The sequence below is a fragment of the Dactylosporangium sp. CA-139066 genome (assembly GCF_050936175.1).
In the GTDB taxonomy this organism is placed as follows: Bacteria; Actinomycetota; Actinomycetes; order Mycobacteriales; family Micromonosporaceae; genus Dactylosporangium.
This window is the reverse complement of the sequence record NZ_JBNJNH010000001.1, coordinates 4,204,317-4,217,706: the sequence shown is the minus strand read 5'-3', so window position 1 is coordinate 4,217,706 and position 13,390 is coordinate 4,204,317. Positions and strand designations below refer to the sequence as shown.

Here is a 13,390-nt window from a genome sequence, read left to right as displayed (position 1 = left end):
GACGCCGGCGGGGAACCCCGCATCCATCGGCGCCGGCCAACGTCGTCCACCAGCTTCCCGGCTCAGCCGAGCTCGTTAGCAGACGAACGATCGGAGCTCGCCCAAACATGTTCAGATCCCCGGTCCGGCCCACAGGCCGGAGAACCTTCGCGGCTCGCACCGCGATCGCCCTCACGCTGATCGGCGCGTCGGTCGCGCTGGCGCCATCGGCGCTGGCCGCACCGGCAGCGGCACCGGCCAGGCCGCAGGGCCCGTGTGACATCTACGCCGCCGCCGGCACCCCCTGTGTGGCGGCGCACAGCACCACGCGGGCGCTGTACGCGTCGTACGACGGCCCGCTGTACAAGGTCCAGCGTCTGTCGGACAACGCGGTCAAGGACATCGGCGTCGTGCCGCCCGTCGCCAAGCCGTTCGCCGACGCGGGCGGGTACGCCGATGCGGCCGCGCAGGACCAGTTCTGCGCCAACACGACCTGCCTGATCACCGTGCTGTACGACCAGTCGCCGAAGCACAACGACCTCACCCAGGCGCCACGCGGCGGCTTCAGCGGGCCAGGCCTGGGCGGGTTCAACAACTACCCGATCGCCGACATGGCGCCGATCACGATCAGCGGCCACAAGGCCTACGGCGTGTTCATCGAGCCGGGCATGGGCCTGCGCAACAACAACCCCTCGGGTACCGCGGTCGACGACCAGCCGCAGGGGCAGTACTGGGTCATCAACGGCCACCACTACAACAGCGGCTGCTGCTTCGACTATGGCAACGCCGAGACCGACAGTCGCGACGACGGCAACGGCACCATGGAGACCACGTACTACGGCAACGCCACCTCCTGGTACCGCGGCAGCGGCTCCGGCCCGTGGATCATGACGGACCAGGAGAACAACCTGGTCGGCTGCGTCAACCAGGGCAGCACCTCCAAGGTCTGCAACGACCTGCCGAGCATCGACTGGCGGTTCGTGACCGCGATGGCCAAGGGCGAGCCGCACCACTGGGCCTCGATGGGCGGCGACGCGCAGACGGGCCAGCTCAAGACGATGTTCGACGGACCGCGCATCGACGCCAGCTACGACCCGATGCGCAAGCAGGGCGCCATCCTGCTGGGCAACGGCGGCGACAACAGCAACGGTTCGCAGGGCACGTTCTACGAGGGCGTGATGACGACCGGGTACCCGTCCAACGACGTGGACCAGCTGGTGCAGGCCAACGTCGTGGCGGCCAAGTACGACGTGCAGCGGCTGAGCCTGGCCCCGGCCTCGGCGACCGACACGCCGCCCGGACTGCAGACGTTCGCGCCCGGGACGTCGCAGGACACCACCGTGACCTTCACGAACACCACGGGCTCGCGCGCCGTGGGCGTGAAGCTGAGCATCTCCCTGCCGGACAAGCAGTGGACCTCGTTCGTGCCGGGCAGCACGGACACGTCGGTGACGTTCGACTCGGTCGACCCCGGTACGAGCGTCAGCGCGACCTTCAAGGTCACCGCCGGGCCGGCGCCGTTCAACGGCGACCTGGTCGGCAACGCGTCATGGACCAACCCGACCTTCGGTGGCCGGCGGTCCGAGACGACGGCCGAAAAGGTCCGCAACGTCAGCCCCATCAAGATCAATGAGTTCCGCACCGGTACGAGCACCAACTCGACCAACGCGTACATCGAGCTGTACAACGCCGGCGCCGCCGACGTCGACATCTCCAACTGGACCCTCACCCAGCACCCCACTCAGCAGGCCGTCTTCTCCACGGTGAGCGTCCCGGCCGGCACCACGATCCCGGGCCACGGCTTCTACCTGCTCGGCCTGTCCAACTCCGGCCTGGCGGCCCCCGCCGGCAAGGGCGACAGCACCGTCAACGTCAGAAGCACCACCGGGATGGTCACCGGCCACCAGATCGACATCGACACGGGCTCTGGTGTGGAGACCCGCACCATCACCGGCGTCGGGACGGCGGCCACCGCCAGCACGACCCTGTGGCAGCCCCAGCCCGACGGCCCGATCACGATCCCGGCCGGCTCGACCAACGTGCCCGTCACCAGCACCACCGGGTTCACGGTCGGGCAGAAGCTCAGCCTGGGCTTCGGCGCCAACTACGACGTGGCCACCGTCACCGCGGTGGGCAAGCCGGGCACCCAGGGCCGCCTGTCGGCCGCGGCGCACCCGGGCGACACCACCATCAAGATGTCCTCGACCACCAACATCTCCGTCGGTGATGTGATCCGGCTGGACATCGACAGCCCCGGCCACGGCATCGAGAACGTCACGGTCACCGCCGTCGGCACCTCCGGCGCGAACGGCACGGGCATCACCGTCGCCGCCCCGCTGCGGTTCGAACACGCCAACAACATGCCCTACAGCGTCCGGGGCACCGGGATCAGCTTCACCCCCGCGACAAGCTCGGCGCACTCCAGCAACGAGCCCGTACAGCCGCTGGGCACCGGCATCACCCTGGACAAGCCCCTCGACAACGGCCACCCGATCAACGCCGTCGTCCGCGACGCCCAGGTCACGAACGCCGGCTACCAGCCGGCGCCGGCCCCCAACCAGTGGTTCGGCGGTCCCGCCCCGTCCTCCAGCGCCGGCAACATGGCGCTGCGCGACGGCAAGAACCTGCTCGTCGACAGCCTCAACTACGGCCTCCTCGTCGACCCATGGCTCGCCGAGGGCTACCAGGCCACCTCCGGATCGGGGCAGAGCGGCTGCCGGGTGACCGCACCCGGTTCGGCCGCCGGCGCCGGAGCCAGCGCCGGCCGCGTGCCCGACGGCTACGACACCGACAGCAACTGCGCCGACTTCATCCGGTCGACCACCCCCACGCCGGGCGGGCCCAACGGCAACGCCACGCTCTCCCCCGGCCCCCGGGTCTCGCTGCAGGCCGCCAACGGCACCACCGGCAACTACATCAAGCACAACGACACCGACGACGGCGTCGTTCTCGCACCGGTCACGGCGGGCAGCTCGTCGACCGTCAAGGGCGACGCGACGTGGGTGCAGACGGCCGGCCTGGCCAACCCGAGCTGCTTCTCGTTCGAGTCGGTCAACCGGCCGGGTCTCTTCCTGCGGCACCAGAGCTTCCAGCTCCACCTGCAGGCCAGCGACGGCAGTTCACTGTTCGCCCAGGACGCGACCTTCTGCCAGACCGCAAGCAACAGCGGAGAAGGCGTGTCGTTCCAGTCCGTGAACTTCCCGACGCGATACCTGCGCACCTACAACAACGGCATCTACATCGCCAGCAACGGCGGCACCAACGCCTTCGACACCACCACCTCGTGGGCGGCCGACTCGAGCTGGTCGGCGGCGACGCCCTGGACCCCGGCACCGTAAGCACACCAGCCGGCGGGCGCTGACCCACAGCGCCCGCCGGCCCCGGCCGATCGCACCGTCGGGCGGCGGCTCGGCCCGCCCAGGCTCGACGCAGTCGAGCCGGACAACGCATAGGAGTTGAAGGAATCATGTTCACGCCTCCCGTCCGGCGCAGACGCCGGGGGAACCCCGCCGCCGCTCGTACGGCGGTCGTCCTCACGCTGATCGGCGCCACGCTCACGATGGCACCGTCAGCGCAGGCGGAGCCGCCGGCCGCACCGGCCAGACCGCAGGGCGCATGCGACATCTACGCCGCCGGCGGAACCCCCTGCGTGGCCGCCCACAGCACCACCCGGGCGCTGTACGCCACCTACAGCGGCCCGCTGTACCAGGTCAGGCGTCAGTCGGACGACGCCGTCAAGGACATCGGCATCGTGCAGCCCGTCGCCAAGCCGTTCGCGGACGCCGGCGGGTACGCCGACGCGGCCGCGCAGGATGCGTTCTGCGCCAACACGGTCTGCTTGATCACCACCCTCTACGACCAGTCCGGCAAGGGCAACCACCTCTACCAGGCGCCCCCCGGAACGTTCCGGGGCCCAGCGGTGGGCGGGTTCGACACGCTCCCGATCGCGGACATGGCGCCGATCACGATCAGCGGCCACAAAGCCTACGGCGCCTACATCATGCCGGGCATGGGGTTCCGCAACAACAACGCCACCGGCCTGGCCAAGGACGACGAGCCGGAGGGCATCTACTACGTCATCGACGGCACGCACTACGACAGCGGCTGCTGCTTCGACTACGGCAACTCCTCGACGAACGGCCGCGCCGTGGGTACCGGCACCATGGAAACCACGTACTTCGGCACCGCCACCGCCTGGGGCCGCGGCAGCGGCCCCGGCCCGTGGATCATGTCCGACATGGAGGCCGGCCTGTTCTCCGGCTACAACGCGAAGCAGAACGACGCCGACCCGACCATCGACTCATGGCGGTTCCTGACCGCGGTCGTCGACGGCGGCGGCGGGAACCAGTGGGATCTGCGCGGCGGCAACGCGCAGCAGGGCCCCCTGACGACCTTCTACAGTGGAATCCGCCCCGGCTCACTGACCAACAGCAGCTACTACCCGATGCACAAGAAGGGGGCCATCCTCCTGGGCACCGGCGGCGACAACGGGAACGGCTCGTCCGGCACCTTCTATGAAGGCGTGATGACCTCCGGATACCCGTCCGAGGCCACCACGGACGCGGTGCAGGCGAACGTCGTAGCCGCCAAGTACGACGTGCAGCGGCTCGGGCTGTCGCGGCTCACGACCTTCACCCCCGGCTCGACGCAGGACGTGACCGAGACGTTCACGAACACCACCGGGTCGGTAGCGGTGGGCGTCAAGGTGAGCCTGTCCGCGCCCGCGGGTTGGACCGCGGTCGTCAAGGGCACCGCCGACAGGTCCACGACGTTCGAGCAGCGGATCGCGCCCGGCGAGAGCGTGAGCGTGACGTTCACGGTCACCGCAGCGGCGACGACCGGGGCCGGCTTCGTGTCCGGCAAGGCGGAATGGACGAACCCGACATTCGGCGGACGGCAGTCGACGGCGACCACCCAGGCGGTCCGGAACGTCCTCCCGGTCAAGATCAATGAGGTTCGCTACCGCACCAGCAGCAACGCCACCGACCAGTTCATCGAGCTCTACAACGCCTCCGCCAGTGAGGTCGACCTGTCCAACTGGACCCTGACCAACACCCCGAGCCAGTCGGCCCCCATCACGCTGGCGACAATCCCGGCCGGTACGAGGCTCGCGAGCGGCGCCTACTACCTGCTCGGCCTCTCCAGCTCCGGACTGGCGGCCCCGGCGACCCCCGGCGCCACCACCATCAACGTCAGGAGCACCACCGGCTTCACGGTCGGCCAGCAGGTGTCCATCGACACCGGCTCCGCCGCGGAGACCCGCACCGTCGTCGGCGTCGGGACGGCGGCCACCGCGGCCACGACGCTGTTTGTACCCGTTTCGACCGGGCCGTGGATCACGATCCCGGCCGACTCGACCAACATGCCCGTCACCAGCGCCAACGGCTTCGCGGTCGGCCAGCAGATCGGCATCGACGCCGGTAACGGCTACGAACAGGCCACGGTCACCGCGGTCGGCAAAGCGGCCACGCAGACGACCCTGTCGGCAGCGGCGCCGGCCGGCGCGACCAACATCAAGGTCACGGCCGACGCCAACATGACCGTCGGTGACAGCCTGACGGTGGACACCGGGGGGAACACGGAGGTCGTCACGGTCACCGCGGTCGGCACCACCGGCGCGAACGGTACGGGCGTCGACCTGGCCACCCCGCTGCGCCTCGCCCACGCCTCGGGCGTCGACGTGTCCGATCCGGGCACCGGGATCAGCTTCTCGCCGGCGACGAGCCGGCCGCACGTGAGCGGCGCCTCGGTGCAGGCCCTCGGCGGCGGCATCGTGCTCGACAGCCCATTGGCCCACGGCCACCCGACCGGCGCAGCCGTCGTCAACCCCCTGGTCACGACCGCGGGCTACCAGGGCTCACCGGCGCCCAACCAGTGGTTCGGCGGTGCCCTCTCCACCAGCGCCGGCTCCATCGCGCTGCGGGACGCCACCGGCGCAGTCGTCGTCGACGCCATCGTCTACGGGTCCCAGCAGAGCAGTTCGAGCGGCAACGGCACCATCACCAGCCCCGAGCTCGCCGTCATGGAGGCCGACCAGGGCGGAGGCGGCTGCATCGCGGTGGTGGCCGGCTCGGCCGCCGGCGCGGGCAGGAGCAACGCCCGCTGGCCCAACGGCAGTGACAACGACAGCCTCTGCCACGACTTCATCACGACCACCGTGCCCACACCGGGCGCGGCCAACGCCAAGTGATCTGACCGACCCGGGAAGCTGGTGCCCACTGTGGACAGTGGGCACCAGCGCTCCTTCCAGGGCCACGAAAGGGGATAGGGCTGATGCTCCATGGCCGCGCAGCGGTGATCACGGACGTCGCGCGGCTCGCGGGTGTCTCCCACCAGACGGTGTCGCGGGTGCTCAACGACCACCCCAACGTCAGCGACGGCACGCGGGAACGGGTGCTCGATGCCATCCGCCAACTCGACTACCGCCGCAACGCCATGGCGCGAGGCCTGGCCGGTCGCCGGTCGCACGTGGTCGGGGTCGTCACGCTGGCAACCATTCTGTACGGCCCGGCCGCGACGTTGCGAGGGATCGAGCGGGCCGCGCTCGCCGAGGGTTACGGCGTCAGCATCTCGACGCTGGAGCGGATCGACCACAACGGCGTCCTCCTGGCGCTGGGAGCACTGGTGGATCAATCGGTGGCCGGCGTGGTGGTGATCGCGCCACAGGGCGCCGTCGCTCAAGCGTTGCACAGTCTGCCGGCCGGGATGGCGGCCGTGGCCGTGGAGGCCGACATGGACGGCGCGATACCGACCATCTCGGTCGACCAGACGGCCGGCGCCCGGATCGCCGTGGAGCATCTGATTCAGCTCAGCCATCGCGAGGTGTGGCATCTGGCCGGCCCGCCCGATTGGCTGGAGACCCAGGGTCGCATCCAGGGATGGCGCGCAGCGCTGGAAGACGCGGGCCTGCGGGCGCCCGACGTGATGACCGGTGACTGGAGCGCACGTTCCGGCTATGCCGCCGGGCTCGAACTCGCGGCGCGGGGTGACGTGACCGCCGTGTTCGCGGGCAACGACCAGATGGCGCTCGGCGTGCTGCGCGCCTTCCGCGAGCGGGGCATCCGGGTTCCGGAGGACGTCAGCGTCGTGGGATTCGACGACATCCCCGAGGCGACGTACCTCTGCCCGCCGCTCACGACGGTCCGGCAGGACTTCGACGAGATCGGCCGGCGTTGTATCGCCACGCTGTTACGGCTCATCGAGGCGGACTCGCCGGAACCGCCGCACCGTCCCGAGCCGCCACCGGCCGTGGCGCCAACCTTGATCATCCGCAGCAGCACGGCCGCCGCTGCCGGTAACGGCTGAGGTGGTCGTAGGCGATCCACGATCGCCTACGACCACCGATCAGCGCAGCGGGGCTGTCTACCGCTGCAGCGTCAGCACGCCCGGGCGGTACGGCAGCAGGCCGTAGTCGCCGCCGGAGCTCGGGGATCGGCCCTGATAGAGCAGCTGCAGGTTGCAGGGGTCGATGGTCTTGGTCTGGTCGGGGTTGGTGCGGACGAGGTCGCCGTGGCTGATGTCGTTGGTCCAGGTGGCGCCGCTGTTGGCCTTCCCGGCGAAGGGGTTGCTCTCACTGGCCGCCTGCGGGGTCCACGAACCGCTCAGGCTGCTGGACGTGAACGAGCGGAAGTAGCGCCCTTGGCTGCCGATGGCCTCGACGAGCATGAGGTACTGGTTCTGGCCCTGGACCTTGTAGACCTCGACGCCCTCGAACAGGTTGTTGGTCGAGTCGCTCATGATCTGGGTGTAACTGGAGCCGAAGCTGCCGGGGAAGTTCCCGATCGGCATGCTGGCCCGGTAGATCTTGCCGTTGTCGCCGGCGAAGAACAGGTACATGTTCTGGCTGTCGCCGATGATGGTCTGGTCGATGGGGCCGGTGCCGGAGCCGGAGATGCTGCCGGTGAACAGGGTCTGCTGCGCCGACCAGCCGTTGGGGTTGGACGGGTCGCTGGAGGTGCGGTAGGAGAAGGCGGTGCCGCCCCACTGGTACGTCAGGACCCAGATGTTCTTCGGTGCGAAGTAGAACAGCGTCGGCGCGACCGCGCTGAAGTTCATCCGGTTCTGACTGGCCGAGCCCATGTCGGACCAGTTGGTGAACAGTCCGAAGTTCATCGAGCCCCACGTCGAGCCGGTGTCGTGGGTCGTGGCGTAGACGAGGTGCTTGCCGTTGTAGACGACGTTGGTGAAGTCCTTCAGCGACACCCACCCGTTGGCCGGGCTGGCCAGCGCGCCCGTCGACGACCAGCGGTACGACGACGGCAGCGTGCAGCTCCCGCCGGTGTTGCCCGGTGTTGTCGGAGTTGTGCCGTCGACGCGGACGAGCTGCCACTGCTGGTTGGCGCCGCCCCAGTCGCTGTACTGCACGACCGCTCCCCCATCGGCCGTCGACGCATTCTGCACCTCGACCGCCTTGCCCGAGTTGCGGTTGATCAGCCGCACATAGCCGCTGTCGGAGTCGGCCAGACGGAACTGCTGGTTGGTGCCGTTACCGTCCGTCCACTGCACGATCTTGGCGCCGTCGGCGGTCGAAAGGTTGTAGACGTCCAGGACCTTGCCCGAGTGGCGGGCCTTGAGCCGGTAGTAGCCGCCGCCGGAGTCGACGAACTGCCACTGCTGGTTCTGCCCACCATTGCGGGTGTACTGCTGGACGCAGGCACCGTCCGCAGTGGACACCCCGCACACGTCGAGGGCCTTGCCGGAGTTGCGGTTGACGAGGGTGTACCACGCCGACGTGTCGACGGTCGCCGCCGAGGCGGAGGTCACGTTGACGGCGACCACCACTGCGGCGGCCACGACCGTCGCCGCGAGCGCGGCGCCGAGGGCCTTCATGTTCATGTTCTCCTCAGGAATCTTGACGAGTTGCCACTGCGTACTTCGGCGTCAGGGTGTGGTCAGGTCGAAGCGGCGGACGGTGACGGCGCCGCCGAGCGACTTGGTGGCGTAGTTGAAGACGGCGAAGCGGTACCCCATGAAGAACTGCCAGGCGTTGCCGAGCGTGAACGCGGGGCCGAGCGTGGTGAAGTTCGTGCCGTCGGTGCTGTACGAGAACCGGGCCTGCCGTCCGGAACCGGGCCGGATGTCGGCGGTGGCCCGCAGCCAGACATGGCTGCCGGAGATGGTGGCGCCCGCCGCTTCGGTGCCGGTGCCGGTGGTGTTCCAGTTCGAGTCCATCGTCAGACCGTTGACCATCGTGATGCGGGTGCTACTGCCGTCGCGTTTCAGCCCGATCCAGGCCGAGGAGTCCCGTAGCAGGGCCAGGCCGGTGCGGTCCCCGTCGGCCATCGCGGATGCGTCGAGCTCGACGGTGGCGGTGGAAGTCGGGCCCTGGATGCGGCGGGTCAGGGTGTTGCGGGCGTTGTAGAGGTCGCTCGTGACGGTCGCGGTCTGCAGCCGCAGGCCGTTGCCGGACGACCATTTGGTGTTGTCGGGGTTGTGGTTCCACTCCCACTGCGGGCCCAGCGCCGTGGTCGTGAACGAGTCCGAGCCGGTCATCGGCGTGACCGTCTTGGTGGTCTGGATGTTCGGGGCCGGGTAGGTGGCGCCCCAGCCGCCGCCCACGGTCTGGATGCTCGGCCAGCCGTCGCCGCTCCAGTTGATCGGCGCGAGCACGGGGATTCGGCCGCCGGGGTAGGCGTCGACGAAGGCCGCGTAGTACCAGGCGCCGTTCTGGGTCTGCACGAGGCCGCCCTGGTGCGGGGTGCCGGCGCCGGAGACGGGCGTGGGCATGTTCAGCAGCACCTCCCGCATCTCGTACGGCCCCCAGGGGCTCGTCGAGCGCAGGACATACTGGCCGTTGGCGGGCTTGGTGACCCAGATGTAGTAGTAACTGCCACGCTTGTAGAAACGGGAGCCCTCGAGGGTGCCGACGCTCGACGGGGTGCTGAACACCTGCTGGTGGCGGACCTCGCTGGTGCCGTCGGCGGACAGCTGGGCAACGCTGAGCGTGGTGTTGCCGTAGGCGACGTACATGGTGTCGTTGTCGTCGATGAGCAGGCCGGCGTCGTAGTAGCAGTTGTTGATCCGGGCCTTCTTCGACCATGTGCCGTCGACGGCCGGCGCGGTGTACACGTAGGTGCGGTTGAACTCGACGCACCCGAGCCAGTAGTAGGTGCTGTTGCTACTGCGGTAGTTGAACGCGGATGCCCAGATGCCCTTGACATAGGCGCGGCCGCCGCTGAGGTTGTAGGCGCTCGAGTCGAAGTCGAGGCTCGGCACCGAATGTCCGGCGTACTCCCAGTGCACGAGGTCGTAGGAGCGCAGGATCGGCGCGCCCGGCGAGTAATGCATGGTCGATGCCGAGTAGTAGTACGCGTCGCCGACCCGGATGATGTCGCCGTCGGCGAAGTCCTGCCACACGATCGGGTTCGTGAACTGCCCGGTCGGCGTGGTCGGCGGTGTCGAGGTGGGCGTGCTGCCGACCCGGACGAGCTGCCACTGCTGGTTGGCGCCGCCCCAGTCGCTGTACTGCACGACCGCTCCCCCATCGGCCGTCGACGCATTCTGCACCTCGACCGCCTTGCCCGAGTTGCGGTTGATCAGCCGCACATAGCCGCTGTCGGAATCGGCCAGACGGAACTGCTGGTTTGTGCCGTTACCGTCGGTCCACTGCACGATCTTGGCGCCGTCGGCGGTCGAAAGGTTGTAGACGTCCAGGACCTTGCCCGAGTGACGGGCCTTGAGCCGGTAGTAGCCGCCGCCGGAGTCGACGAACTGCCACTGCTGGTTCTGCCCACCATTGCGGGTGTACTGCTGGACGCAGGCACCGTCCGCAGTGGACACGCCACACACGTCGAGGGCCTTGCCGGAGTTGCGGTTGACGAGTTCGTACCAGGCCGAGGTGTCAACCGAGGCCGCCGACGCCGTCGTCGCGTTGATCGCAACGACAACGCCGGCGGCGAGCGCGGTGACGACGGCCGCGAGCACGGCCGATCGGCGGCGGGGTGTTCGGATCTGCATGAGGGGATTCCTTCCGGATGCACACTTGTGAGCGTTCACATGTCATCCCAGCATTCGGCGGGTCAGCGGGAAGGACTGGCGGTGGAAACGCTCACATGCAGGATCGCGAGATTGCCAGAATGCGTTGGAACCCGCAAGACCACCCATGGGTTCAAGCAGCACCCGGGCAACCCGACCGCCGAGCAAAGCTCCAGTTCAGAGCCGCTTCAGCAGCAACTGAGATCTTCAGAAAATTTCACTTCGGTAGATGCGCCGACCCTATTTCGTCTGGGCCCATAACACTTTTTCCCACCGACTCTCGCCGCACGTTCCTGACGATTTTGCGTTACGCCTGGGCCGCCCGCATGGTCGACGGGCCGCCCTGCCCCTTCGGCGCCGCCGGCGGGAGCGTGCCTGAACGCCGATTTGGCGTCGTCAGGACAACGGCGCTCGGACGAAGAACGCGCTGTCTGTTCGGAACGTCGTCGTGCCGTCCCACTTCTGTACCCAAAGCTGCCCGTTCTCCGGGTGGATGAAGTACCCGCGATAGTTGGACGATTCCAGCAGCACCTGGCCGTCCCCGGCGCCGATCGGACAGAAGGTGGCGTCGCCGCGGAACAACCGGGTACCTTCGTCGCGGCTCAGGCGCAGCCGCCACGACGCATGCCGCAGGTACTGCCCGTCGGCCGAGCGCAGCGAGTAGCAGGTCGCGTCGGCCAGGCCGGGCACTGCTTCGAACGTCGCGCGTTGCCGCGACAAGGGGGCGTCGTCGGCAATGAGAAGGCCGAGCTGGCCGTCGGTGCCCAGGTAGCGCCCGGGAGCGGCAGCGAGCTCCAGGGACACCGGCCCGGACCGCAGCGCCGATGCCGCCGCGGAGGACGACCCGGCTGACGGCGCGGCCGCCGCCGGCGGGGCCGACGGAGCTTGGGGTGGTCGATCGTCATCGGGCCAGGCGAGGGCGGTCGCCGCGACGCCGGCCGCGAGCGAGGCGACGGCGATCTTCGCGATCGGCAGCCCGGTCAGCCAGCCGGCCTTCACCGCCCCATTGGTCGCGGCGCTGCCGACCGAGGACACGCTACCGGCGGAGGAGGCGCCGCCGACGGAGGACGCGCTGCCGGCGGTCGCCGCCACGTCGTGGGCATCGAGCGCGGCGGTCAGGGCAGCCGGCACCGGCAGCAGCGCGAAGCCCGCCAGCAGCCGCTCGGTGTCGATCGCGCCATCCGCAGCACGGGCGCAGGCGACGCACGTCCGCGTGTGCCGCGAGATCCGCTTGCGCCACAGCGGACTCGGGATTCCGCTCCACTCGGCGACGACGGTGTCCAGCCACGGGCAGCGCGGCCGGGCGTCCAACGCCGCGACGAGGGCGCGCGCCTGCTCGAGGCGGTTGCGCATCCGCTGGACCCGGACTGCGGCGTGTGCGACGCTTACCCCGAGCGCGGCGGCGAGCTCGGCGCGGGTCAGCTCCTCCCCGATCTCCAGCCACCACAGCGACCACAACACCCGGTCCTCGTCGTCCAGCCAGCCGACCGCGCGCCCGACCTGACGGCGCTGCCCGGACAGCTCCACCCGCAGCATCGTGAGGTCCTCGAAGTCCTCGGCGTCCGGCGCATCCGAGAGTACTTCCAGTGGCGCGCGCCGGTCGGCCGTGAGATGTTGACGCTGCAGGTGCGTGCTGGCCTGGCGAACGGCGATCGAGGCCAGCCAGACGCGAAAGTGCTCCGGCTCGCGAAGCGACGGCAGCCGGCGTAGTGCCCGCAGCATCGTGTCCTGCACGACGTCATCGACGCCGCCCGGGTGCCCGGCCAGGGCGCGGCGCACGATGCTGTAGACCAGCGGCAGGTTCGCCGCCGCCAGCTCGCCCAGGGCCCGTTCGTCGCCAGCCTGCGCCGCGGACACCAGCGACGTATGGTCACTCTTCGTCGTTCGCACGCACCATCACCGGCCTGTTGAGCGGCGACTCCACCGGTTCGCACGGCGGCTGACGGGGCCACCGGCGTCGAGGAGCCGGATTTCCATCTCGGCATACAGCTCAGGTGATGTCAAGGGTCGCGCCCGCAGGCGAGGCCCGGGGAGCCGCCCGCGGAATGCCGAAGCCCGTCCGCATATGACCTGCAGCCAGGACCTCCCGCCGCAATGGCATCGGCGATCACCGATCACGGCTGCGGCTGACCGGAGCCGACCTGGCGGAGCTTGGCTGACGACCCGCACGCGGCGACCAGCTGTGCGTGCGGGCCCATGACGTCGTCGGCAACGCCGCCTGACGGCCTAACGGCGCTGTAGCTCGCGGCGGCCTGCCGGCACCCGGCTCCGCCGGAGCCGAACGCGAGCAGGACTCCTCAAGCGACGTCGCCGGCGCGGCCATAGGGCGCAGCGGCTCGGTTGTGGCGACCTTTTTCCGGTGGGTGGCCGGGAGGCGGCGGTGGATGTTTCACGCGTTTTCACGGACCGGACGCTCGCGCAGGTCGCTGGAGTGGAC

General features: G+C 69.4%; 6 protein-coding genes. 3 read left to right on the top strand and 3 right to left on the bottom strand.

Translation table 11 applies throughout. The features are described from left to right. The first annotated feature begins 107 nt into the window (after positions 1-107). From ACQEVU_RS19305 to ACQEVU_RS19295, 3 genes are all read left to right on the top strand, one after another. Positions 108-3,317, top strand: coding sequence for an arabinofuranosidase catalytic domain-containing protein (locus ACQEVU_RS19305; RefSeq protein WP_433325378.1), 3,210 nt, complete (start codon positions 108-110; stop codon positions 3,315-3,317). Positions 3,318-3,445: 128 nt separating this feature from the next. Next, on the top strand, positions 3,446-6,169 hold the full coding sequence (locus tag ACQEVU_RS19300) for an arabinofuranosidase catalytic domain-containing protein (RefSeq protein ID WP_433325376.1): 2,724 nt from the start codon (positions 3,446-3,448) through the stop codon (positions 6,167-6,169). Between the two features lie 83 nt (positions 6,170-6,252). Beyond that, a complete protein-coding gene (locus tag ACQEVU_RS19295) occupies positions 6,253-7,284 on the top strand; it encodes a LacI family DNA-binding transcriptional regulator (protein ID WP_433325374.1) in 1,032 nt (343 codons plus the stop codon). Between the two features lie 57 nt (positions 7,285-7,341). Here ACQEVU_RS19295 and ACQEVU_RS19290 read toward each other — a convergent pair whose 3' ends face one another. The 3 genes from ACQEVU_RS19290 to ACQEVU_RS19280 all read right to left on the bottom strand — a co-directional run bounded on the left by ACQEVU_RS19290 (position 7,342) and on the right by ACQEVU_RS19280 (position 12,843). Continuing rightward, positions 7,342-8,808, bottom strand: coding sequence for a non-reducing end alpha-L-arabinofuranosidase family hydrolase (locus ACQEVU_RS19290; RefSeq protein WP_433334986.1), 1,467 nt, complete (start codon positions 8,806-8,808; stop codon positions 7,342-7,344). A gap of 51 nt (positions 8,809-8,859) precedes the next feature. Continuing rightward, on the bottom strand, positions 8,860-10,935 hold the full coding sequence (locus tag ACQEVU_RS19285; RefSeq protein ID WP_433325372.1) for a family 43 glycosylhydrolase: 2,076 nt from the start codon (positions 10,933-10,935) through the stop codon (positions 8,860-8,862). Positions 10,936-11,349: 414 nt separating this feature from the next. Next, entirely contained in the window at positions 11,350-12,843 is a 1,494-nt protein-coding gene (locus ACQEVU_RS19280) for a sigma-70 family RNA polymerase sigma factor (RefSeq protein ID WP_433325370.1), read from the bottom strand. Positions 12,844-13,390 lie beyond the last annotated feature (547 nt).